This window comes from Collimonas sp. OK412 (assembly GCF_900112135.1).
Lineage (GTDB): Bacteria > Pseudomonadota > Gammaproteobacteria > Burkholderiales > Burkholderiaceae_D > Collimonas > Collimonas rhizosphaerae.
On sequence record NZ_FOLC01000004.1, the window covers coordinates 22,303 to 45,432 of the forward strand.

At 56.1% G+C, this 23,130-nt stretch carries 29 protein-coding genes and 1 pseudogene; 25 read left to right on the top strand and 5 right to left on the bottom strand.

The window, feature by feature from the left end:
* The first annotated feature begins 1 nt into the window (after position 1).
* The 23 genes from rpmC (at position 2) to BM062_RS05690 (ending at position 12,981) form a co-directional block, all read left to right on the top strand.
* On the top strand, positions 2 to 193 hold the full coding sequence (gene rpmC / locus BM062_RS05580; RefSeq protein ID WP_014004401.1) for a 50S ribosomal protein L29: 192 nt from the start codon (positions 2 to 4) through the stop codon (positions 191 to 193).
* On the top strand, positions 193 to 465 hold the full coding sequence (rpsQ, locus tag BM062_RS05585) for a 30S ribosomal protein S17 (protein ID WP_014004402.1): 273 nt from the start codon (positions 193 to 195) through the stop codon (positions 463 to 465). The genes rpmC and rpsQ overlap by 1 nt, the downstream gene beginning before the upstream one ends.
* A 216-nt stretch (positions 466 to 681) precedes the next feature.
* Positions 682 to 1,050, top strand: coding sequence for a 50S ribosomal protein L14 (gene rplN / locus BM062_RS05590; protein ID WP_014004403.1), 369 nt, complete (start codon positions 682 to 684; stop codon positions 1,048 to 1,050).
* 9 nt (positions 1,051 to 1,059) lie between these two features.
* Entirely contained in the window at positions 1,060 to 1,374 is a 315-nt protein-coding gene (rplX, locus tag BM062_RS05595; protein WP_061538669.1) for a 50S ribosomal protein L24, read from the top strand.
* A gap of 6 nt (positions 1,375 to 1,380) precedes the next feature.
* A complete protein-coding gene (gene rplE / locus BM062_RS05600) occupies positions 1,381 to 1,920 on the top strand; it encodes a 50S ribosomal protein L5 (RefSeq protein WP_061538670.1) in 540 nt (179 codons plus the stop codon).
* A gap of 7 nt (positions 1,921 to 1,927) precedes the next feature.
* A complete protein-coding gene (gene rpsN / locus BM062_RS05605) occupies positions 1,928 to 2,233 on the top strand; it encodes a 30S ribosomal protein S14 (protein ID WP_014004406.1) in 306 nt (101 codons plus the stop codon).
* 14 nt (positions 2,234 to 2,247) lie between these two features.
* A complete protein-coding gene (rpsH, locus tag BM062_RS05610) occupies positions 2,248 to 2,643 on the top strand; it encodes a 30S ribosomal protein S8 (RefSeq protein ID WP_014004407.1) in 396 nt (131 codons plus the stop codon).
* A gap of 10 nt (positions 2,644 to 2,653) precedes the next feature.
* Positions 2,654 to 3,187, top strand: coding sequence for a 50S ribosomal protein L6 (gene rplF / locus BM062_RS05615; RefSeq protein ID WP_041741097.1), 534 nt, complete (start codon positions 2,654 to 2,656; stop codon positions 3,185 to 3,187).
* 12 nt (positions 3,188 to 3,199) lie between these two features.
* Complete coding sequence (rplR, locus tag BM062_RS05620; protein ID WP_041741098.1) at positions 3,200 to 3,562, top strand: 50S ribosomal protein L18; 363 nt, start codon at positions 3,200 to 3,202, stop codon at positions 3,560 to 3,562.
* 12 nt (positions 3,563 to 3,574) lie between these two features.
* Complete coding sequence (rpsE, locus tag BM062_RS05625) at positions 3,575 to 4,093, top strand: 30S ribosomal protein S5 (protein ID WP_014004410.1); 519 nt, start codon at positions 3,575 to 3,577, stop codon at positions 4,091 to 4,093.
* A 10-nt stretch (positions 4,094 to 4,103) separates the two neighbouring features.
* Positions 4,104 to 4,283, top strand: a complete 180-nt coding sequence (rpmD, locus tag BM062_RS05630; RefSeq protein ID WP_038494775.1) for a 50S ribosomal protein L30 — start codon at positions 4,104 to 4,106, stop codon at positions 4,281 to 4,283.
* A 26-nt stretch (positions 4,284 to 4,309) separates the two neighbouring features.
* Positions 4,310 to 4,741 carry a 50S ribosomal protein L15 gene (gene rplO, locus BM062_RS05635; protein WP_092394424.1) on the top strand — a complete coding sequence of 144 codons (432 nt, stop codon included), beginning with the start codon at positions 4,310 to 4,312 and terminating at the stop codon, positions 4,739 to 4,741.
* Positions 4,742 to 4,775: 34 nt separating this feature from the next.
* Positions 4,776 to 6,107, top strand: a complete 1,332-nt coding sequence (gene secY / locus BM062_RS05640) for a preprotein translocase subunit SecY (RefSeq protein ID WP_092394428.1) — start codon at positions 4,776 to 4,778, stop codon at positions 6,105 to 6,107.
* Between the two features lie 35 nt (positions 6,108 to 6,142).
* A complete protein-coding gene (gene infA / locus BM062_RS05645; RefSeq protein WP_014004414.1) occupies positions 6,143 to 6,361 on the top strand; it encodes a translation initiation factor IF-1 in 219 nt (72 codons plus the stop codon).
* Between the two features lie 25 nt (positions 6,362 to 6,386).
* Positions 6,387 to 6,500 carry a 50S ribosomal protein L36 gene (gene rpmJ / locus BM062_RS05650; RefSeq protein ID WP_014004415.1) on the top strand — a complete coding sequence of 38 codons (114 nt, stop codon included), beginning with the start codon at positions 6,387 to 6,389 and terminating at the stop codon, positions 6,498 to 6,500.
* A 27-nt stretch (positions 6,501 to 6,527) separates the two neighbouring features.
* Positions 6,528 to 6,893 (top strand): 30S ribosomal protein S13, encoded by a 366-nt coding sequence (gene rpsM, locus BM062_RS05655; RefSeq protein ID WP_092394431.1) that lies wholly within the window; start codon positions 6,528 to 6,530, stop codon positions 6,891 to 6,893.
* 63 nt (positions 6,894 to 6,956) lie between these two features.
* A complete protein-coding gene (gene rpsK / locus BM062_RS05660) occupies positions 6,957 to 7,361 on the top strand; it encodes a 30S ribosomal protein S11 (RefSeq protein WP_014004417.1) in 405 nt (134 codons plus the stop codon).
* 179 nt (positions 7,362 to 7,540) lie between these two features.
* Positions 7,541 to 8,164, top strand: coding sequence for a 30S ribosomal protein S4 (gene rpsD / locus BM062_RS05665; RefSeq protein ID WP_092356384.1), 624 nt, complete (start codon positions 7,541 to 7,543; stop codon positions 8,162 to 8,164).
* Between the two features lie 154 nt (positions 8,165 to 8,318).
* Complete coding sequence (rpoA, locus tag BM062_RS05670) at positions 8,319 to 9,296, top strand: DNA-directed RNA polymerase subunit alpha (RefSeq protein WP_061532025.1); 978 nt, start codon at positions 8,319 to 8,321, stop codon at positions 9,294 to 9,296.
* A gap of 185 nt (positions 9,297 to 9,481) precedes the next feature.
* On the top strand, positions 9,482 to 9,877 hold the full coding sequence (rplQ, locus tag BM062_RS05675; RefSeq protein ID WP_092394434.1) for a 50S ribosomal protein L17: 396 nt from the start codon (positions 9,482 to 9,484) through the stop codon (positions 9,875 to 9,877).
* Between the two features lie 159 nt (positions 9,878 to 10,036).
* On the top strand, positions 10,037 to 10,369 hold the full coding sequence (gene cutA, locus BM062_RS05680) for a divalent-cation tolerance protein CutA (RefSeq protein WP_092394436.1): 333 nt from the start codon (positions 10,037 to 10,039) through the stop codon (positions 10,367 to 10,369).
* Positions 10,370 to 10,415: 46 nt separating this feature from the next.
* Positions 10,416 to 12,203, top strand: coding sequence for a protein-disulfide reductase DsbD (gene dsbD / locus BM062_RS05685; RefSeq protein WP_371326553.1), 1,788 nt, complete (start codon positions 10,416 to 10,418; stop codon positions 12,201 to 12,203).
* A gap of 136 nt (positions 12,204 to 12,339) precedes the next feature.
* Positions 12,340 to 12,981, top strand: coding sequence for a peroxiredoxin (locus BM062_RS05690; protein ID WP_092394441.1), 642 nt, complete (start codon positions 12,340 to 12,342; stop codon positions 12,979 to 12,981).
* Between the two features lie 72 nt (positions 12,982 to 13,053).
* On the opposite strand, the gene BM062_RS05695 is transcribed toward BM062_RS05690, so the two are convergent.
* The 5 genes and pseudogenes from BM062_RS05695 to yihA form a co-directional block, all read right to left on the bottom strand.
* Positions 13,054 to 14,214 carry a magnesium transporter CorA family protein gene (locus BM062_RS05695; protein ID WP_092394444.1) on the bottom strand — a complete coding sequence of 387 codons (1,161 nt, stop codon included), beginning with the start codon at positions 14,212 to 14,214 and terminating at the stop codon, positions 13,054 to 13,056.
* 393 nt (positions 14,215 to 14,607) lie between these two features.
* Positions 14,608 to 15,448: pseudogene (locus BM062_RS05700) on the bottom strand (sterol desaturase family protein); the annotation flags it as partial.
* A 160-nt stretch (positions 15,449 to 15,608) separates the two neighbouring features.
* On the bottom strand, positions 15,609 to 17,726 hold the full coding sequence (locus BM062_RS05705) for a TonB-dependent receptor family protein (protein ID WP_092394447.1): 2,118 nt from the start codon (positions 17,724 to 17,726) through the stop codon (positions 15,609 to 15,611).
* A gap of 315 nt (positions 17,727 to 18,041) precedes the next feature.
* The gene (hemB, locus tag BM062_RS05710; protein WP_092394450.1) at positions 18,042 to 19,055 is read right to left on the bottom strand and encodes a porphobilinogen synthase; all 1,014 of its coding nucleotides are present in this window, start codon (positions 19,053 to 19,055) and stop codon (positions 18,042 to 18,044) included.
* Between the two features lie 238 nt (positions 19,056 to 19,293).
* A complete protein-coding gene (yihA, locus tag BM062_RS05715; protein WP_092394453.1) occupies positions 19,294 to 20,013 on the bottom strand; it encodes a ribosome biogenesis GTP-binding protein YihA/YsxC in 720 nt (239 codons plus the stop codon).
* Positions 20,014 to 20,212: 199 nt separating this feature from the next.
* On the opposite strand from yihA, the gene BM062_RS05720 reads away from it, so the two are divergent.
* On the top strand, positions 20,213 to 20,878 hold the full coding sequence (locus BM062_RS05720) for a c-type cytochrome (protein ID WP_092394456.1): 666 nt from the start codon (positions 20,213 to 20,215) through the stop codon (positions 20,876 to 20,878).
* 74 nt (positions 20,879 to 20,952) lie between these two features.
* Positions 20,953 to 23,109, top strand: a complete 2,157-nt coding sequence (locus BM062_RS05725) for a cytochrome c biogenesis protein ResB (RefSeq protein WP_092394459.1) — start codon at positions 20,953 to 20,955, stop codon at positions 23,107 to 23,109.
* The last annotated feature ends 21 nt before the right edge of the window (positions 23,110 to 23,130 follow it).

Here is a 23,130-nt window from a genome sequence, read left to right on the forward strand (position 1 = left end):
CATGAAAGCATCTGAACTCCGCGACAAAGATCAAGCGGCCTTGACGAAAGAGCTGAACGAGTTGCTGAAGGCGCAGTTTAGCCTTCGCATGCAAATCGCTACTCAGCAATTGAGCAATACGTCGCAATTGAAGAAAGTTCGTCGCGATATAGCACGGGTCAAGACCGTCATCAATTCGAAGGGCGCCCTGTAATGAACGATCAAGTGAAACAAGCGCTCAAGCGCACGCTGGTTGGTAAAGTTGTGTCCGATAAAATGGACAAGACTGTTACCGTCCTGATCGAACGCCACGTCAAGCATCCTCTGTATGGCAAAATCATCGTGCGTACTAACAAGTACCATGCACATGACGAAACCAACCAGGCCAAGGAAGGCGACGTAGTCGAGATCCAAGAAGGACGTCCAATCTCCAAGACTAAAGCTTGGAGCGTGACACGTGTGGTACAAGTGGCACAAGTCCTGTAAGTATTTGTTGCGAGCCAAGCATTTTGATGTAATAATGCTTGGCTTCGCTCCTGTTGGCTTCCAATAAGAGCGAAATAAACACCCTGCAGTATCTAGCAAGAAGTTTTGGAAGTCGTCCACCTAAGCAGTGCGCTCAGCAGAGTTGCCCTGACAGGACCAAGACTGACCGTAAATCCGCATCGTGCGGCAGCGAGTTAAGTTGGGAAAGAAAATATTATGATTCAAACGGAAAGCCGGCTCGAAGTAGCCGACAACACTGGTGCACGCGAAGTTATGTGTATCAAAGTTCTGGGTGGTTCCAAGCGTCGCTATGCCAGCATTGGTGATGTGATCAAGGTTACCGTCAAAGTGGCAGCGCCACGTGGTCGCGTCAAAAAAGGCGAGATCTATAACGCCGTTGTCGTGCGGACCGCTAAAGGTGTTCGCCGTCAAGATGGTTCGTTGGTCAAGTTCGATGGCAATGCAGCAGTGCTGCTGAACGCGAAGCTTGAGCCAATTGGTACGCGTATTTTTGGACCAGTCACTCGTGAACTGCGCACTGAGCGCTTCATGAAGATTGTGTCGCTCGCGCCTGAAGTGCTGTAAGGAGTCGAGATGGATAAGATTCGGAAAAGCGACGAAGTAATCGTCCTGACTGGTAAAGACAAGGGCAAGCGCGGTGTTGTTAAGCAACGCGTTGATGCTAACCATGTTGTCGTAGAAGGCATCAACGTTGCTAAAAAAGCAACCAAGCCGAACCCGATGACTGGTGTAACTGGTGGCATCATTGACAAGTTGATGCCAATTCACGTGTCAAATGTGGCGTTGTTCAACGCTGCAACTGGCAAGGCAGATCGCGTTGGTTTTAAAGATGTGGATGGCAAGAAAGTCCGCGTTTTCAAGTCCAGTGGCGAAGTTGTTAAGGTTTAAGAGATCATGGCCCGTCTCCAAGAATTCTATAAAGAAAAAGTCGTTACCGACCTGACAGCGAAATACGCTTACAAGTCCGTAATGGAAGTGCCGCGCATCCTGAAGATCACCCTGAACATGGGTCTGTCGGAAGCGATTGCGGACAAGAAGATCATTGAACACGCTGTTGGCGATTTGACCAAGATTGCAGGTCAGAAGCCAGTCGTGACCAAGGCACGGAAAGCTATCGCGGGTTTCAAGATCCGTGAAGGCTATCCAATCGGTTGCATGGTTACATTGCGTGGCGCTCAGATGTACGAGTTCCTGGATCGCCTGATCACTGTCGCGCTGCCGCGCGTTCGTGACTTCCGTGGCGTTTCCGGTCGCGCATTTGACGGTCGTGGTAACTACAATATCGGTGTGAAAGAGCAGATCATTTTCCCCGAAATTGAGTACGACAAGATTGATGTGTTGCGTGGTATGAATATCAGTATCACGACGACTGCAAAGACCGACGACGAAGCAAAATCGCTTCTCGCCGCATTTAAATTTCCGTTCAGAAACTGAGGTTGCCATGGCAAAACTGGCACTGATTAACCGTGAACAAAAGCGCGCTGACCTGGTAAAGAAATACGCCGGCAAGCGTGCCGAGTTGAAGGCAATCATTGATGACCAATCGAAATCGGAAGAAGAGCGCTACGAAGCTCGCTTGAAATTGCAAGCGCTGCCACGTAACTCGGCTCCGACACGTCAACGTAATCGTTGCTCCCTGACTGGTCGTCCACGTGGCACTTTCCGCAAGTTCGGTCTGGGCCGTATTAAGCTCCGTGAAATCGCCATGCGTGGCGAAATTCCGGGTATGACTAAAGCAAGCTGGTAATAGGAGAATATGCAATGAGTATGAGCGATCCTATCGCCGATATGCTGACCCGTATCCGCAATGCGCAAGTAGTTCACAAGACAACCGTGGCAATGCCATCGTCGAAGGTCAAGATTGCGATTGCCAACGTCCTCAAGGACGAGGGTTACATTGAAGATTTCGCTGTCGCAGAAGAAGGCGGCAAAGCGGAACTCAAAATCGGTTTGAAGTATTACGCCGGCCGTCCTGTTATCGAACGTCTTGATCGTGTGTCCCGTCCAGGGCTGCGGATCTACAAGGGCAAAGATGACATCCCTAACGTGATGAACGGCTTAGGTGTGGCAATTATTTCGACACCTGCTGGTGTCATGACGGACCGCAAAGCGCGCGCAACCGGTGTCGGTGGCGAAGTTATTTGCTACGTCGCCTAAGGAGTGCAACATGTCTCGTGTAGGTAAAATGCCGATTGCACTGCCAACTGGCGCGGAAGCGACCATTACAGCAGCGCAGATCACAGTTAAGGGCCCATTGGGCTCACTTTCCCAGGCTTTGAATGGCCTGGTAAAAATCGAAAACAACAACGGCACGCTGAATTTCGCTGCCGCTGACGATAGCCGCGAAGCCAATGCGATGTCAGGCACCCTGCGTGCTCTGGTCAACAACATGGTCAATGGCGTAACCAAGGGTTTCGAAAAGAAGCTGAACCTGGTTGGCGTGGGTTTTCGTGCGCAAGCACAAGGTGACAAGTTGAATCTGTCGCTCGGTTTTTCGCATCCGGTGGTTCACCAAATGCCGCAAGGCGTGACCGTGGCAACTCCGACGCAAACCGAGATCCTGATCAAGGGTATCGACAAGCAACGTGTTGGTCAGGTTGCTGCAGAAGTTCGTGCTTACCGCGAACCTGAGCCGTATAAGGGCAAGGGCGTTCGTTACTCGGACGAAGTGGTAATCCTTAAAGAAACCAAGAAGAAGTAATAGGGGTTGACGATGGATAAGAAACAATCACGTCTGCGCCGCTCACGCCAAACGCGTGCCAAGATCGCAGAGTTAAAGGTGAACCGCCTGGCAGTGCATCGCACCAACTTGCACATTTACGCCAGCATCATCGGCCCTGACGCTAAAGTGCTGGCTTCGGCCTCCACACTGGAAGCTGAAGTACGTGCAGAACTGGCCGGCAAGTCCGGTGCAGGCGGCAATACGGCAGCTGCATCTCTGGTTGGCAAGCGCGTTGCCGAGAAGGCACTGAAAGCAGGAGTTACCGAAGTTGCGTTTGATCGCTCCGGTTTCCGTTACCACGGCCGCGTCAAGGTGCTGGCAGATGCCGCCCGTGAAGCCGGTCTGAAGTTCTAAGGAAGAATCGTCATGGCAAAAATGCAATCGAAAATGCAAAGCGATAAGCCGGATGATGGCATGCGCGAAAAAATGATCGCGGTCAACCGTGTGACCAAAGTGGTCAAGGGTGGTCGTATCATGGGTTTCGCAGCATTGGCTGTTGTTGGTGATGGCGATGGCCGTATCGGCATGGGCAAGGGCAAATCCAAGGAAGTGCCGGTTGCAGTGCAGAAGGCTATGGAAGAAGCCCGTCGCAAGATGATCAAGGTAACGCTGAAGAACGGTACATTGCAACACGCAATCTCCGGCAAGCACGGCGCCTCATCGGTGCTGATGCTGCCAGCAAAAGACGGTACTGGCGTCATCGCCGGCGGTCCAATGCGCGCAATCTTCGAAGTACTGGGTGTGACGAACGTTGTGGCCAAGTCCACTGGTTCGACCAATCCTTACAACATGGTTCGTGCTACTTTGAACGGCTTGTCAAAGATGAACACGCCATCGGAAATTGCTGCCAAGCGCGGCAAGTCCGTTGAAGAAATTCTGGGCTAAGGTGATCAAAATGACAAAGACTGTAAAAGTACAATTGATCAAGGGTTTGATCGGCACGCGCGAAACTCATCGCGCGACAGTTCGCGGCCTGGGCCTGCGTCGTGTCAATTCGGTTTCCGAATTGCAAGACACCCCAGCTGTGCGCGGCATGATCAATAAAGTGTCCTATCTTGTGAAAGTGGTGTCGTAAGCTTAGGCTTGCGAACGGAGCAAATTATGGAATTGAATACTATTCAACCTGCAGATGGCGCCAAGCATTACAAGCGTCGCGTTGGTCGTGGTATCGGCTCGGGCCTGGGTAAGACAGCCGGCCGCGGTCACAAGGGTCAAAAATCGCGTTCGGGCGGTTTCCACAAGGTCGGCTTTGAAGGCGGTCAGATGCCTCTGCAACGTCGTTTGCCAAAACGCGGCTTCAAGTCGATGGCAACGCCGTACAAGGCTGAAGTTCGTTTGTCGGACCTGGAAAACCTGCCGGTAACTGAAATCGATATCCTGGTGTTGAAGCAAGCTGGCGTGATCGGTGAGCTGGCACGCGTGGTACGCGTCATCCTGTCGGGCGAAGTCACCAAGAAGGTAACGCTCAAAGGCTTGATCGCTACTAAGGGTGCAAAAGCTGCGATTGAAGCGGCGGGCGGATCGGTTGCTTAATTTGTCGTTCTAACTCGTAGCAATGGAGCAATAAGTGGCGACTTCTCCCCAACTTGCAAAGAGTGCTGCGAGCGGCTTCCCTTGGGGCCGTCTGTGGTTCTTGCTTGCTGCATTGGTTGTATATCGTATTGGTGCGCATATTCCTGTACCGGGAATTGACCCATCGCAGTTAGCGCAATTGTTTAAGCAGCACCAGGGCGGCATTTTGGGCATGTTCAACATGTTCTCTGGTGGTGCGTTGTCGCGATTCACCGTGTTTGCGCTGGGGATCATGCCGTATATCTCGGCTTCGATCGTGATGCAATTGATGTCGATTGTGTCGCCTCAGCTGGAAGCGTTGAAGAAAGAAGGCGAATCCGGTCGCCGCAAGATTACCCAATACACCCGTTACGGTACGCTGTTGCTGGCGACGTTCCAGGCCCTGGGGATTGCAGTAGCGCTGGAATCGCAACCTGGCCTGGTGCTGGATGCAGGCTTGGCTTTCCGCTTCACGACAGTTGTGACGCTGGTGACAGGAACGATGTTTTTGATGTGGTTGGGTGAACAGATTACCGAGCGTGGTCTTGGTAATGGTATCTCGATCATCATTTTTGCAGGTATCGCAGCTGGTTTGCCAAATGCGGTTGGTGGTTTGTTCGGACAGGTAAGTACCGGTTCCATGAGTGCCTTGTCGGCGATCCTGATTTGTCTGATCGCAGCCGGCGTGACATACCTGGTGGTGTTTATCGAACGCGGCCAGCGCAAGATCCTGGTGAATTATGCCAAGCGTCAAGTAGGCAACAAGATTTATGGCGGTCAAAGCAGTCATTTGCCGCTGAAGCTGAATATGGCTGGTGTAATTCCTCCAATCTTTGCTTCCTCGATCATCTTGTTTCCTGCGACAATCACGAGTTGGTTTACTTCCGGTGATTCAACCAATCCGGTGGTCAACTTCCTGAAGGATATGGCGGCTTCACTGGCGCCAGGCGAGCCGATTCATGCTTTGCTGTATGCGATTGCGATTGTATTCTTCTGCTTTTTCTACACTGCGCTGGTATTCAACAGCAAGGAAACAGCAGACAACCTGAAGAAAAGCGGCGCGTTTGTGCCGGGGATTCGTCCAGGTGAACAGACAGCACGTTATATCGACAAGATCTTGATGCGTTTGACTCTGGTTGGCGCGGTCTATATCACGGTAGTGTGTCTGGTTCCGGAATTCTTGATCGCTCGCTGGAAGGTACCGTTCTATTTTGGTGGTACATCGCTGTTGATTATCGTAGTGGTCACCATGGACTTCATGGCGCAGGTACAGAATTACGTGATGTCGCAGCAATATGATTCGCTGCTGCGTAAGGCAAATTTCAAGGGCGGCGTTTCGACGCGGTAAGTTGAGATGAACGACCAGAGGAACCAGTAGACCGAATGGCAAAAGACGACGTTATCCAGATGCAAGGCGAGATTCTTGAGAATCTCCCCAATGCAACATTTAGAGTCAAGTTGGAAAACGGACATATCGTCCTCGGTCATATTTCTGGCAAGATGCGCATGAACTATATTCGTATCCTGCCAGGAGATAAGGTGACAGTGGAATTGACACCTTATGATTTAAGCCGGGCACGGATTGTGTTCCGTACCAAGTAACTTTTAGTATAGAAAGAAGACGAAAATGAAAGTGCTCGCATCAGTCAAGCGGATCTGCCGCAACTGTAAGATCATTAAGCGCAAAGGCGTAGTTCGCGTCATTTGTACGGAACCGCGCCATAAACAGCGCCAAGGTTAATTAACGTTATTGATCGAGGAATAACGAATGGCACGTATTGCAGGGGTCAACATCCCCAATCATCAGCACACCGTCATCGGCTTGACAGCCATCTACGGTGTTGGCCGCCCACGCGCACAAGAAATTTGCGAGAGCACGGGTATTTTGACTACGAAGAAGATCAAAGATCTCGACGATAACGAGCTGGAAAAGCTGCGCGACGAAATTGCAAAATTCGTCGTCGAAGGTGACCTGCGTCGTGAACTGTCGATGAACATCAAGCGTTTGATGGATCTGGGTTGCTATCGTGGTATGCGTCACCGTAAAGGCTTGCCTTGCCGTGGCCAACGTACTCGTACCAATGCTCGTACCCGCAAGGGCCCGCGCAAAGCCGCTCAATCGCTGAAGAAATAATTAAGCTGCCACGCTTCCGTGGCAACTGATTGTTCTTAGGTAGTCGGATTCAAGGAAATTATTATGGCAAAGTCCCCAAATAACGCCGCAGCAGCACGTGTGCGTAAAAAAGTTAAAAAGAACGTTGCTGAAGGCATCGCGCACATCCACGCGTCTTTCAACAACACCATCATCACGATTACCGATCGTCAAGGTAACGCGTTGTCGTGGGCGACATCTGGTGGCGCTGGCTTTAAAGGCTCCCGCAAGTCGACTCCATTTGCAGCGCAGGTTGCAGCCGAAGCCGCTGGTAAAGTGGCTGTGGAATGTGGCGTGAAGAACCTGGAAGTTCGCATCAAGGGCCCAGGCCCAGGTCGCGAATCCGCGGTTCGTGCATTGAACAACCTGGGCATCAAGATCACCCAGATTCAAGATGTCACTCCAGTACCGCATAACGGCTGCCGCCCACCTAAGCGTCGTCGTATCTAAATCGATTCTGATTGTCGCTGCTGCCTGCAGTAGCGATTGCAAGTTGCCCGCCAATGACCTTGGCGGGTTTTGTTCTTAAGCCCACTGTCTGGTTGAAAGCAAACCGGACTAGCGCCAGGTCGGTTGTCGACCGCAAAAGGCAGTAATGTCTCGGCGTCATATTTTTAAAAGGAAACATCGTGGCACGTTATATCGGACCTAAAGCAAAACTCTCCCGCCGTGAAGGTACGGATCTGTTCCTGAAGAGCGCACGCCGCTCGCTGGATTCCAAGTGCAAACTGGATTCCAAGCCAGGTCAGCATGGCCGCACATCGGGCGCACGTACCTCCGACTACGGCAACCAATTGCGCGAAAAGCAAAAGGTCAAGCGTATGTACGGCATCCTGGAACGCCAGTTCCGCCGTTATTTCGCTGAAGCGGACCGTCGCAAGGGCAACACCGGCGAAACATTGCTGCGTTTGCTGGAAGCGCGTCTGGACAACGTTGTTTACCGTATGGGTTTCGGTTCGACCCGTGCTGAAGGCCGTCAATTGGTCTCGCACAAGGCGTTCACCGTCAACGGCAACGTGGTCAACATCGCGTCTTACCAAGTGAAGCCAGGCGACGTTGTTGCCGTCCGCGAAAAAGCCAAGAAGCAAGTGCGTATCGTTGAAGCTCTGTCGCTGGCAGAACAAGGCGGCATGCCATCGTGGGTTTCGGTCGATGCGAAGAAAATGGAAGGTACTTTCAAGTCCCTGCCAGACCGCAACGAAATCGCCAACGATGTCAACGAATCGCTGATCGTCGAACTGTACTCGCGTTAATTTCAGTTTTTCCGGCCCTGCCCGCAGTCATATTTTCCGCAGGCGGGGCTTTTTCATCAGGGTGGCGCCGGCAATCTTCAGGATTATCGGCGGCGCCCTTAATGCCATCAGCCTTATCGGTGTAACGAGCCGAGGGTATTGAAAAGGACATTTCATGCAAAACAGCTTGTTGAAGCCACGTATTATCGAAGTAGAAGCACTGGGTGCCGGCCACGCTAAAGTCGTGATGGAACCGTTTGAACGTGGTTACGGCCACACCCTGGGCAATGCGCTGCGCCGCGTGCTGCTGTCGTCGATGGTTGGCTACGCGCCGACTGAAGTGACGATCGCCGGCGTGGTTCACGAATACTCGTCGCTCGACGGCGTGCAGGAAGACGTAGTCGATATCCTGCTGAACCTGAAGGGTGTCGTATTCAAGCTGCATAACCGTGACGAAGTCACGCTGACCTTGAAAAAAGATGGCGAAGGCGCAGTCCTGGCTTCCGACATCGACCTGCCGCATGACGTCGAACTGGTCAATCCGGAACACGTGATTGCCCACCTGACAGCCGGTGGCGCACTCGACATGCAGATCAAGGTTGAAAAAGGCCGTGGTTACGTGCCCGGCAACGTCCGTCGCTTGACGGAAGATGCCAACAAGACCATCGGTCGCATCATCCTGGACGCATCGTTCTCGCCGGTCCGCCGTGTTTCCTACGCTGTTGAATCGGCGCGTGTGGAGCAGCGTACCGACCTGGACAAGCTGGTCATCAACATTGAAACCAATGGCGTGATCACTCCGGAAGAAGCGATTCGCCAATCGGCGCGTGTGCTGGTTGACCAGCTGAACGTGTTCGCTGCGCTGGAAGGCACCGAAGCTGCTGCCGAAGCTCCATCGCGCGCACCGCAAGTCGATCCGATCCTGTTGCGCCCGGTAGACGACCTGGAACTGACAGTACGTTCGGCGAACTGCCTGAAAGCAGAAAACATTTACTACATTGGCGATCTGATCCAGCGTAGCGAAAATGAACTGCTGAAGACGCCAAACCTGGGCCGCAAGTCCTTGAACGAAATCAAGGAAGTCCTGGCGTCCCGTGGCCTGACACTGGGCATGAAGCTGGAAAACTGGCCGCCTGCAGGCCTGGAAAAGTAATATTTGTTGTTCAGCCCGGGGTGGGATAGAATCTCGCCCTTGGGCCGCGCTCCTGAGCGAGTTTTACCGGTTCCACCCTTGTTGTATTCATTGTTGTACTTAATTTCAACCGGCCCGCGACCCAGGCAACATGCCGAAGTCGATCGAAGAGCTGGATGTAAACTCAAAAACTGAAAGGAATTACCATGCGTCACCGTCACGGCCTCCGTAAATTAAATCGTACTTCTTCCCACCGCCTCGCCATGTTGCGCAACATGACTGTTTCGCTGCTGCGCCACGAAGCAATCAAGACCACATTGCCGAAGGCAAAAGAACTGCGTCGCGTGATCGAACCGATCCTGACACTGGGCAAGACCGACACACTGGCGAACAAGCGCCTGGCATTCGCCCGTCTGCGTGACCGCGAAATGGTCCTGAAGCTGTTTGCTGAACTGGGCCCACGTTACGCAAATCGTAACGGCGGCTACCTGCGCATCCTGAAAATGGGTTTCCGCGTTGGCGATAACGCTCCAATGGCTTACATCGAGCTGCTGGACCGTCCTGAAATCAGCGATGCTGCTGATGTACCGACAGCTGACTAAGCTAGTCAACTCAGTTAGCTAACTTAACCAGCTCAGCTGCGTTAAAATCAAAAGCCAGGCCTAGCCTGGCTTTTTTGCGTTTTGCGCGCCATTCCCTGGCCCTGCGCCATGATATTGAATCGCGGCGCCGGTTGTAAGGATCACCTTGGGGAATCGACTATGTCAGATGCCTTGCTTATACTCACCAACTTGCCGGATGCGGCCAGCGCACAAGCGCTGGCACGGCAGCTGGTAGAACGAAAACTGGCAGCTTGTGTCAATATCCTGCCAGCCGTGCAAGCGGTGTATCGCTGGCAAGGCGTGGTGGAGCAGGCCAGCGAAGCGACTTTGCTGATCAAGACCGCCGCCGCTCGCTACGCGGAGCTGGAGGCTGCAATCAAGGCGGCCCACCCGTACGCGTTGCCGGAAATAATTGCCTTGCCGATCGTGGCCGGTTTGCCGGCCTACCTGGACTGGATTACTGCAGAAACCCAAAAGGACGTGAATGTTTAAGTACCTTGTTAAGCACATTAGGCAATTGTCCCTGTTGTTTGCCATGATGTTCGCGCTGTGCCTGGCGCATGCCGAGGAAGACGACTACCTGGCGCCGGAAGTGGCGTTCAAGTTTTCAGCGCGCATGGCCGATGCCAAGACAGCCGAAGTGACCTACGCGATTGCCGACGGCTATTACATGTATCGCGAGCGTTTCCATTTCAAGGCTGAAGGCGCCACGCTGGGCGAACCGCAGATCCCCGCCGGCACGGTCAAGTTCGACCAGACCTTCAACAAGAATGTCGAGACCTATCATCACAGCGTGACCATCCGCCTGCCGGTCGAGGCAAACGGCAGCTTCACGCTGATTTCCACCGGCCAGGGCTGCGCCGACAAGGGGCTGTGCTATCCGCCCATGGATTCGAACATCAGCCTGTCTACCACCGGCGGCAGCTCCACAGGCGGCCTGTTGAGCGCGATGGGTATCGCGAAAGGCAGCAGCGCCATCGATACGCCGGTCGCAGGCGGTAATGCCTCTGCGGCCGCCGTACAGGCGCCTGGGAGCGTGATTCCATCCGCTCCCGCCGATACCGAGAGCGGCCGCATCGAATCATCGCTGAAGGGCGGCAAACTGCTGGTGATCATGCCGCTGTTCCTGCTGCTGGGCCTGGGGCTCGCCTTCACGCCCTGCGTCCTGCCCATGGTGCCTATCCTGTCGTCGATCATTGTCGGCGAAGGCACCAAGGTCAGCCGCGGCCGCGGTTTCCTGCTTTCAGTGACCTATGCGCTAGGGATGGCGCTGGTCTACACCGCGCTGGGCGTTGCAGCCGGCCTGGCTGGCGAAGGCCTGGCCGCCACTTTGCAGAATCCGTGGGTATTGTCGGCGTTCGCTTTGCTGATGGTGCTGATGTCGCTATCCATGTTCGGTTTCTATGAGCTGCAACTGCCGGCGGCTTTCCAGACCAGGCTGACGCAAGCCTCCGGCCAGCAATCGGCCGGCAAGCTGATTGGCGTGTTTGTGATGGGCGCGATTTCGGCATTGATTGTCGGACCGTGCGTGGCAGCCCCGCTGGCCGGCGCCTTGGTGTACATCAGCCAGACCCGTGACGTAGTGGTTGGCGGCAGCGCGCTGTTTGCGATGGCGGTCGGCATGAGCGTGCCGCTGGTGCTGGTCGGCATTTCCGCCGGTTCCCTGCTACCGCGCGCCGGCGCCTGGATGGAATCGGTAAAGCGTTTCTTTGGCGTGCTGATGCTGGCAGTGGCGTTATGGATGGTGGCGCCGGTGATGCCGGCGCTGGCGCAGATTCTGGGCTGGGCCGCGCTGGGCATAGGCTACGGCGCATACCTGCTGTGGGGTAAATCGTCGGCCTGGTTCGCCAAGGCATTCGGCGTGGTGTTCATGGTGTGCGGCGTGGTGCAGCTGGTCGGCGGCATCAGCGGCGGGCGCGATGTGCTGGCGCCGTTGGCGCACCTGGGTGGAGCGCAGCAAAGCGCGCATACGCAATTTGTCCGAGTCAAATCAGTGGCCGAACTGGATGCTGCCCTGGCACAGACCAACGGCAAGCCGGCATTGCTGGATTTTTATGCGGACTGGTGCGTGTCGTGCAAGGAAATGGAAAAACTCACGTTCACCGACCCGCGCGTGCAAGCGCGCTTCGGCGAAATGATTTTGCTGCAAATCGACGTCACGGCCAACAACGCGGACGACAAGGCCATGCTCAAGCGCTTTAATCTGTTTGGACCGCCAGGCATCATATTGTTTGACGGACAGGGACAGGAAGTCCCTCGCGGACGCGTCATCGGTTACCAGAACGCCGATAAGTTCCTGCAATCATTATCGGTGCTGGATAGCTGATCGCTATGCCTACTCATTTGTATCCAACCTGCGGTTATGTAGATAGTAGATAAAATTCTTTAAGCTGTGGCTGCGACAGGGTATAGTTTTAGTTCGATGTTTTCGCAATTCCCCATGCAATCCAAAGGAGACTGAAATGACTTTACGCCTTGGCGACGTCGCCCCCGATTTTGAGCAGGACTCATCGCTCGGCAAGATCAATTTCTATGACTGGGCCGGCGATTCGTGGGTGGTGCTGTTTTCCCATCCGGCTGACTTTACGCCGGTCTGCACCACTGAACTCGGCCTGACTTCCAAATTGAAATCGCAGTTTGAACAGCGCGGCGTGAAAGTGATCGCGCTGTCTGTGGATCCTGCCGACAAGCATCAGGAATGGATCAAGGACATCAACGAAACGCAGAACACCGTGGTTGGTTTCCCGATCATCGCCGATGCCGACCGCAAGGTGTCGGAACTGTATGACCTGATCCATCCGAATGCCAGCGCAACGGCGACTGTGCGTTCGCTGTTCGTGATCGATCCGGCCAAGAAAGTGCGCCTGACCATTACCTATCCAGCCAGCACCGGCCGCAATTTCGACGAGATCCTGCGCGTCATCGACTCCCTGCAGCTGACCGATAATTATTCGGTCGCCACGCCAGGAAACTGGAAAGATGGGGAGGATGTCGTGATCGTGCCATCGCTGCAGGACCCCGAGGTACTGAAGCAGAAATTCCCTAAGGGTTACAAGGCGATCCGCCCTTATCTGCGCTTGACTCCGCAGCCGAACCGCGACTGATCCTGCCGCCGGTCCAGATGCCGAAAAAAAGCCCCGTCGAGAACGGGGCTTTTTATTGCGGGAGGCGGCTTCTCAGCGCCGGTCCAGCGCCTGGCTCTCCAGGTAGCGGCGGCGCTGGAAGAATACCAGCATGACGACGATAATCAGCGCCATGCTGCCCATTGTCAGCCAGAAGCCGAATGCATTTTTGAGCAGAGGCATGACTTCGAAATTCATGCCAAAGATCCCTGTGATCAGGGTCAGCGGCATGAACAATGCGGTGATGACGGTCAGCGTGCGCATGATTTCATTGGTACGGTGGGCGACCGCGGAAAAATGGATCTGCACCGCCGATTCGATCGACGACTCCAGCCGCCGCGCGTGGTTCAGCACTCGCGTAATGTGTTCCATCACATCGTTGATGCGCACCAGCAGCAAGTCCTTGGCGCGGCTGATTTCGACGCCGTCATCGATGTCGACGAAATAATCGCGCAATTCCTGCATGGCGTCGTGCTGCTCTTCACACAGGTTTTCCAGCTTGCGCAATTCGATCCGCGCATCCAGCAGCGCCATCCAGTCCTTGAACGGCCGGCGCGGATCGAGCAGCGCGCGCTGCCAGCGATCCAGTTGCGTGGTCAGCGGCTGGCGCAGGTCCAGGTATTGGTCGACCATGGCGTTGATCAGGCGCAGCAGCAGATCTTCCGGAGAGGTTGGCGGACGCGTCGAGTGCGGCGTCTTTTCAGTCTTGTTGCAAAGGTCGAGCAAACGCGCACGCGCCGCATCGATGGTGCGGCTGGCGCGTTCGTGAACGGTAACCAGCGCATGGTCCATGATCAGGAAGGTCACCGGCTGCGTCGCCAGCTTGCTCAAGGCTGCGGGAATCCGGCGCTTGCCGGCTTCGCTGTCGGCAGCCGCGGCTGGCGGCGCAGCAATCTTGTCGACGGCGATCGGGACGCCGTTTTCAGTCGTGCGAAGATTGCCGTTGCCATTCAGCATGAGCTTGCGAAACACCACCATGCCGTAATCCTGGGTCGAATCGAAATACGAAGGGTGGTTCGGATTGAGCGTATCCGTCATGTGCGGATCGTAGATCTGCACGCCGGTGGCAAGCGCGATGGCGTTGCGCCAGGCTTCAGGATCGGCGCCTACTTCTTCGTGGGTGGCGTCGATCCACAGGAAACCTTTGACCGGTACGGCATCTGGTATTTCCTTGCTTTGGCTGACCTGGTTGTCACTGATGAGAAAGATGTCCATGCATTGTCGAGAAGCGTTTAAATATAAGCCAGAGGGCGATCGTCGAGAGCAGCGATACGGCGATGATGCCGCCTTGGACCAGCGGTGACAAGGATACCGCACCAAACCAGGCCTTGCCGATCACTACCCCGGCGCCGGTTGCAACCAGGCGCAATGCTTCCAGCGCGATGTAGTGCGGCCGCATCTCCATCAGGCCGCCGACTATCCATAACCCTGCCACCAGCCAGGCAGCGTAAGCCAGCCCCGGCGGCCACGACATGATGGCCTGCGCCGCCAGGAAATGCGTGGTGACCAGCAGCACGATGGTGAATTGCACCAGGCAGTAGACTTGTGCGGCAAGACTAAGCTGCGGATGATACGGCGGCCGGGCGATATCGAAAGGCGTGGCCGGCCATTTTGCCGCAACATCTTCCGGACGCCAGCCCGGCGCCTTCAGCCAGACCCGCAGCTTGTCGCCCAGCCGTTGCGCGCGCCAGGCATCCAGCCACAAGACTTTGTAGACTTCGAAATTGGCCCAGATCGGGTTCCAGCTGCGCAGGGGACTGCGGGTGCCATACACCACGGGATCCTGGTCGCGCTCTTCGATGAAGGTGCCGAACAGGCGATCCCACAGGATCAGGATGCCGCCGTAATTCTTGTCCAGGTAGATATCATTGACGCCATGGTGCACGCGGTGGTTGGAAGGCGTCACCAGCACCCGGTCCAGCCATCCTAGTTTGCCTATCTGCTGCGTATGCACCCAGAACTGGTAAAGCAGGTCGATCAGCGCCACGGCGGCAAACACTTCGACCGGATAGCCCAGCAGCGCCATCGGCACATAAAAGATCCAGCTCAGGAACGGGCCGCTGCTGGTCTGGCGCAGCGCGGTCGACAGATTGTAGTCTTCGCTTTGATGGTGCACCACGTGGGCTGCCCACAAGATGTTGACTTCATGGCCGCAGCGATGCAGCCAGTAGTAGCACAGGTCGTAGAGCAGCAAGCCGGACAGCCATACCCACAGGCTGTCGGCCGGCAGCTTGAACAGACCGATGTGGCTGGCCAGCCAGGCATAGATGCCGATGCGCAGCACTTGCATGAACACGCCGGAAACCTGGCTCAGGACACCCAGGCTGATGCTGTTGATCGCATCGTTGAGGCGGTAGGTATTGCGCCGACGCAGCAGGCCGACGGCCAGCTCGATGAATATCAATAAAAAGAATACCGGCGTGGCCAGGGTAATCACTTTCTCTTGCATCTTTGTCTCCTGTCGCTTGCCGCGATCGATGTTGTTGCTTTGCATGGTAACCGAAAGCCCGGGCAATACAGGAGGAGGGTTTCCTCGAACAAAAATGGAAGCCGGGACCGGGCTTCCATTTTTTCGCTGCGTGCGGCAAAAGCCGCTGTATGGCAACTGTTTAGAACGTATAGCGTCCTTGCACGTAAACCATGCGCGGCGCGCCGACCATGCGTCCGGCATTGCCGTCGACGTTGCGGGTGTAATAACGTTTGTCGGCCAGGTTGTTGACGCCGGCCAGGATGTCGAAGCCTTTGGCGCCCGGCACCTTCCAGTCGACCTGGGTATTCCAGGTGCGGAAACCGGGAATCTCGCCGTTGCTGCCGTCCGCGCTTTCGGCGATGGTATTGGCATTGTCGGCGAACTGCTTGCCTTGATGCGTGCTCGACAGGTTGAGGCCCCACGGACCATGCTGGTAGCGCAAGCCGACGGTATCGGTATTGCGCGAATAGAACGGCACGTCCAGGCCGCGGGTCGGTCCCGATTCCTGCAGCGCGCGGGTGTAGCTGTAGTTGGCGAACAGGTTCAAGCCCGCCAATTTGCCGTCCTTGTCGAAGGTATAGTCAACTGCGGTTTCAATACCCTGGTGCCTGGTTTTGCCGATATTCATGAAGGTTGCCGGCACTGTCCCTGCAACCTGCTGGATCTGGTTATCGAAGCGCATGTCAAATAGCGTCACCTCGGCCGACAGCCGGCGGCTTTTCCAGCGGGCGCCGGCTTCCACCGTTTTCGCCAGTTCCGGGATCAGCGGATTGGCCGCGGACTGCGAATTCAGCTGCAGGTTCTGCACCGGCCCGAACGAGGTAGTGTAGTTGGTGAACAAGGTCAGGTCCGGCGTCAGCAGGTAGGCGATATTGAGCGACGGCAAGGCCTTGTTGTTGGTGGTCTGGTAGGTGCTGCGCGCCTTCAGGTCGTCGCGGGTAGAGTTGATATGCTCGAAACGCACGCCCGGCGTGACGCGCCATGCGCCAAACGAAATCTTGTCGTCGATATAGGCGGCATGGGCATCGGTGGCGTTGTTGAAGGTGGTCTGCGGCGCCAGCAATCCGCTGGCGATGGACTCATTGAAGCTGTTGTCGTCGCCGCGCTCGCGGATATAACGGTAGCCGACCGAGACATCGTTGGTGGTCTGGCCCAGATCGAAACGCTGCGTGTAGCGCGGTTCGATGCCCAGCACCTCGTAATTGCGCGGCTGGTGGACCAGGTTGGCGCCCGAGATCAATACGCTCTGGCGGAAGCTTTCGTTGTAGTAAGTGCGGACTTCGAATTCCTGGGTGGCCGACAGCGTGTTGAGGTAGCCGGCATCGATGCCTTTGCGCGTGCCGCTCCAGAAATCGGTAGGGCGCGTGTTCTGGAAAGGATCGGCATTATATTGCGCCACGGTCAGGCCGCCGGGCGTACGCGAGTTGACGTCGTAATACGATACCTTGCCGTAGAGTTCCGAGCCCGGAGTCAGCTGGTAACGGAATTTCAGCGCAAAGTCGTTGACCGTTTCCCGGCTGCCGGCGCGCCAGCTGGAGCCGTCGGAGCCGGAGTACAGCAGCGCCAGGCCGAGGCCGGGGTCGAGGTCAGTACCGAGCTGGCTGCCGATGAATGCACTGTATTGCTTGTTCGTTTCGCCGCCGCTATAGCCGTTGTAGCGCACGCTGGCGTCGCCGTTGAAACCAGGCTCGGCCGGAATCGAGCGTGTCTTGAAATTGATGATGCCGCCGACGTTTTGCGGACCGTAGCGCACCGCGCCGCCGCCGCGCACGACGTCGATTGCTTCGATGTTGTTCAGGCTGACCGGCGCAAACGACAGCTGCGGCTGGCCATATGGCGCCACCGCCATCGGGATGCCGTCCAGCAGCACGGTAGAGCGTGGCGAATAACGTCCGGTCAGTCCGCGCACGCCGATATTGAGCGAGATCGCGCTGCCGGCGGTGCCGGAATTGTCGGTCGACTGCACGCCCGGGATGCGGCGCATCACATCGCCGATGTTGGACGCGCCGCTATTTTCGATTTCTTCTTTCTTGACCACGGTGCGCGCCCCCGGAAAACGTTTCACGCTGTTTTGCAGGCCGCTGCCGAGCCAATCGGCGCTGACCTGGATCGATTCCAGCGTCGAAGTGCTGGCATCGTCGGCGGTGATCGGAGCGGCAGCGGTTTGGGCCAGCCCAGGCAGGCTCAGGAAAGCCAATGCAACCGCTGCGGAACAGCGGCGGACGATAAGATGGTGAGGACTCTTGAGCGAGGTCATTATTATATTTCTTTGCGGGTGGGGGAGTGCTGGTGCTGGCTGGTCTTGCTCGCAGCGCGACGTAGTCGGGTTTGAGAAGAATGGCTGACCGGGAATAGAGAGGTGAATGATAATTATTATCGTCTATGCAGTCAAACCTAAATGCATGAACTTTTAATTACTGTGGCCTGGATGCAAAAAGAAGGGGTTTCAAGCTGATATGCCGACTTTTGGGGCATGTTCGCCGACGTTGCCAAGGGTAACGTCGGCGGTGTGTTCGTTGGAGGCGAGGCCGTTTTTGCCGATCCGGCACGGCTCTTTTTCTGCAGCGGGCGCTTAGCCTTTTTTCAAGTGACGGGCGATATCCAGCGCAAAATACGTCAGCACGCCGTCGGCGCCGGCGCGCTTGAACGCCATCATTGCTTCCATCATGGTCTTGTCATGGTCGAGCCAGCCGTTTTGGGCGGCAGCCTTGATCATCGCGTACTCGCCGCTGACCTGGTAGGCAAAGGTCGGCACCTTGAATTCGTCTTTCACACGGCGCACGATATCCAGGTAAGGCATGCCTGGCTTGACCATCACCATGTCGGCGCCTTCGGCCAGGTCCAGCGCGACTTCATGCAAAGCCTCGTTGCTGTTGGCCGGGTCCATCTGGTAGGTATTCTTGTTGCTCTTGCCGAGCGTGGCGGAAGAACCGACCGCATCACGGAACGGCCCGTAAAACGCCGAGGCGTACTTGGCCGAATAAGCCATGATGCGGGTGTGGATGTGATGGTGGGTTTCCAAGGCATGGCGGATGGCGCCGATGCGGCCGTCCATCATGTCGGACGGCGCCACGATGTCCACCCCGGCTTCAGCCTGGGTCAGCGCCTGCTTGACCAGGATGGCGCAGGTTTCGTCGTTGAGCACGTAACCGTCCGCATTCAGCACGCCGTCCTGGCCATGGCTGGTGTAGGGATCGAGGGCCACGTCGGTCAGGATGCCAAGCTCAGGAAAACGCTGTTTCAGCTCACGCACCGCACGTGGAATCAAACCTTGCGGATTGGTGGCCTCGATGCCGTCCGGGGTTTTCAGTGATGGATTGATGACCGGGAATAAGGCGATGACTGGAATTCCCAACGCTACGCATTCTTCCGCCACATTTAGCAGTTGATCAATTGACAGACGCTCAACTCCCGGCATCGAATTGATTTTTTCGCGCTGGTTCTTGCCATCCAGTATGAAGACCGGGTAAATCAGATCGGCGGTAGTGATGGTGTTCTCTCGCATCATCGCGCGCGAAAAAGCATCTTTGCGCATGCGGCGCATGCGGATGGCTGGAAACTGGGCGGTTTTCTGAGAATATGGCATGTCGGTTTCTGAGATATCGGGTGGGTGGGAAGCAACCTTGCGATTTGCTCCGCTAATATTTTCGCCGAAAAATAAAAAAGTCGTGAACTTTTTCGGGCCAGTCCTTCTCCTAGCAATAGGTGCATCATTCGCCTCCCGCTTCCCTCCCTGAGCGGGGCCGTATCGCTTTTGGTGATAAGGCATTGCGCCCTGGAGATATTCCCCTTTCTCCAGGGCTTTTTTATGTTTAGCGCAGTGACTAAACTTCTTCTTCGCCGTCGCCAGCTGCGGCTGCGTCAGGCACTTCGCCGGCGGCGCCAGTCAGGCCGGCCAATTCCAGGATACGATCATTGGCTTCTTCCAGCCCGTTGCGGTTCAGCGCTGAAAACAGCTGTGCGGTAAACGGCAATTGCTGGTTGTTTTCATCGACGTAGCTGGCCAGGAAAGTGCGGGCTTGGCGCAACGCGTTGGTCGCATCGTTGCGGTTGAGCTTGTCGGATTTGCTCAAGATGCAATGAATCGGCTTGCCGGTAGGCGCAAACCATTCCACCATCTGCACATCGAGTTCAGTGAACGGCCGGCGCGAGTCGACGATCAGCACCAGCGCCGCCAGCTGCTGGCGGCGGCGCACATAGTCGCCGAGCAATTGCTGCCAGTGCAGCTTGGCCGAACCGGACACTTCCGCATAACCGTAACCGGGCAGGTCGACCAGCAAGGCGCGGATCTCGTCGATCCTGGTTTCATCCTTGCGATGCTGTGCGACGTGGGCGCCGCCTATCGAAAAATAGTTGATGTGCTGGGTACGGCCAGGTGTTTTAGATGCAAAGGCCAGCTTCTTCTGATTGCACAAAAGATTGATGGCGGTCGATTTGCCGGCATTGGAACGGCCGGCGAAAGCGATCTCGGGGACTTGCAAAGTTGGCAAGTCTCGAAGATGATTGACCGTAGTAAAGAAGCGGGCTTGCCAAAGTAGGGACATGGATTGAGCAGAAAATGCGGTAAGGGGAGGCAAAAATGCCGGAAAGCTATTGTACAATAAGGGGTTATGTACTGCTGTTCCGCTTAGCATTACCTTATACGCAGCTGATAGCCTTTGGGAGCCAGGCGATCGGTTGATGTAGCTTAGTCGGCCAGCTTCGTCGCCACCGAATTCTAAAATCAAGTCTCAGGGTGTTTGAATGAACCGTGCGTTTTTTCCAGTAGTGACATCTTTCTTCGTTGCAGTGCTCGCGCTTTCCTCCGTTGCCCATGCAGCGGATGCGCCAAAAGCAGGGCCTGCCAAAGCGGATCCAGCCAAGGGCGAAGCACTGTATACCAATGGCGACGCAGCGCGCAACATCACCGCCTGCGTCTCTTGCCATGGCGCAGCGGGGGCCTCGACCATCAGCACCAACCCGAAGCTGGGCGGCCAGCATGCGGCATACATCCACAAGCAATTGACGAATTTCCAGGGCGCGGACCGGAACAATCCGATCATGTCGCCGCTGGCCAAAGTGCTGACCGACGATGAAATGAAAAACATCGCAGCCTACCTGGATGCGCAGCCGGCCAAGCCGGGCGCCGCCAAGGACAAGGATACGCTGGAACTGGGCAAGAAGATTTATCGCGGCGGGATCGCCGAAAAGAGCGTTCCGGCCTGCGCCGGCTGCCACAGCCCGAACGGCGCCGGCATCCCGGCCCAGTTCCCGCGCGTCGGCGGCCAGCACCAGGACTACACTGTGACCGAGCTGACCAACTTCCGCAATGGCACCCGCAAGAACGGCCCGATGATGGCGACGATAGCCAAGCGCATGTCGGATGATGAAATCAAGGCTGTCGCAGACTACATCGCTGGATTGAGATAAAACAATAACAATGGTTTGTGAATTCAGGGGTGGCCTAGGCCGCCCCTTTTTCTTTTCAAAGAGACAAATTGGCTATGAGCACTGGTAACGAAATCAAGGTTGACGAGATAACTACTGCGGGAATCCAGCTGAAGACCAGCCAGCGCTGGCTGGCTGACGCGGTGGAATTGTTGTCGTCGATGCGGTTTGCCATCAGCTTGCTGACGATCATCGCGATCGCCTCGGTGATCGGCACGGTGCTCAAGCAGAACGAGCCGATGCCGAACTACGTCAACCAGTTCGGCCCGTTCTGGTTTGAAGTGTTCGGCAAGCTGGGTTTGTACGCGGTGTATTCGTCCTGGTGGTTCCTGCTGATCATGACTTTCCTGGTGATTTCGACTTCCCTGTGCATCGTGCGCAATGCGCCGAAGATGTTGAAGGACGTGCGCAGCTGGCGTGAAAACGTGCGGGAACAATCACTGCGCAATTTCCATCACAAGTCCGAATGGACTTCGGCCACGGCGCCGGCCGTGCTGGCCGGGCAGCTGGCGGCGCGGATTGCCGCCAAGGGCTACAAGACCAAGCTGGTGGCCAAAGACAACGCCACCCTGATCAGCGCCAAGCAAGGCGCCGCCAACAAATGGGGCTACATCTTTGCCCATAGCGCGATCGTGATCATCTGCATCGGCGGTTTGCTGGACTCCGACCTGCCGATACGCGCCCAGCAATGGCTATACGGTAAAACGCCGTTCAACGGCAGCGGCATCATCGCCCAGATCCCGGAAGAACATCGCCTGGGGCTGGGCAATCCTACCTTCCGCGGCAATACGCTGATTCCCGAAGGTTCCGCCAGCAGCACCGCCATCATCCCGCAGAAAGACGGCGTGATGATCCAGGATCTGCCGTTCACGATCCAGCTCAAGAAATTCATCATCGATTTCTACAGCACCGGCATGCCCAAGCTGTTCGCCAGCGAAGTCGTGATCCGGGATAACGCCGACGGCCATACTTTCCCAGCCACCATCAAGGTCAACCAGCCCTTGATCTACAAGGGCATCGCGGTCTACCAGTCGAGTTTCGAGGACGGCGGCAGCAAGCTCAAATTGACTGCGTACCCGATGGCCGGCAGCAGCCGGGCCACCTTCCCGGTGAGCGGCGAGGTCAACGGCAGCACGCCCTTAGCCAATAACGGTAATACCGACTATACGATTGAATGGTCTGGTTTCCGCCCGTTTAACGTGGAAAATATGGCGCAGTCGGGTGACGATTTGCGCGCCGTGACCAAATCCAAGAGCCTCAACCAGCGCCTGAGCGACGATTTGAGCAGCCACCTCGGCAATGCGGCGAAAAGCGCCAACAAGAAGGATTTGAGGAATGTCGGCCCGAGCGTGCAATACAAGCTGCGCGACAAGACCGGCCAGGCGCGCGAGTTCAGCAATTACATGCAGCCGATCAAGGTCGACGATGCCTACGTGTTCCTGGCCGGGGTGCGCGACGCGCCGGACGAGCCGTTCCGCTATTTGCGGATTCCCGCCGATGACGAGGATACCGTGCAAGAGTGGATGCGCATGCGGGCGGCGCTGCTGAATCCCGAATTGCGCCAGGCGGCGGCGCATCGTTACGCGCAGCGCGCGATTCCCGAAAGCCGCGAGGGCATCGCCACCCTGCGCATGCAGCTGGAGCAGTCGGCCATGCGCGGCTTATCCTTGTTCGCCGGCAGCGACAAGCAGGCCGGCGGACAGGCCGGCTACCTGGCGATATCCAGGTTCCTGGAACAGGTGCCGCCGCAGGAACAGGAAAAGGCCGCTGACATCTTCATGAAGATCCTCAACGGCAGCATGTGGGACCTGTGGCAAGTTGCGCGGGAGAAAGACGGGTTGAAAGAACTGCCGGCCGATGAAAAGCATGCGCGCTTCCTGCAGCTGGCCACCAATGCGCTGTCGGATGCAAGCTTCTATAATGCGCCTGTATATCTGCAAATGACCGGTTTTGACGAGATCAAGGCATCGGTGTTCCAGGTCACCCGCTCGCCGGGCAAGAAGGTGGTATACCTGGGCTGCCTGCTGCTGGTGCTGGGCGTGTTCTCGATGCTGTATGTGCGTGAACGCAGGCTGTGGGTGTGGATCCGTCCGGACCAGGATGCGGCAGGGCAGTCGCATGCATTGATGGCGATGAGTTCGCAGCGCAAGACACTGGATTTTGAAAAAGAATTTGAAGTGTTGAAAACACAATTAAAGCAGTCGGAAGCATAGGCAGGCATAGAGTAAAGTCCC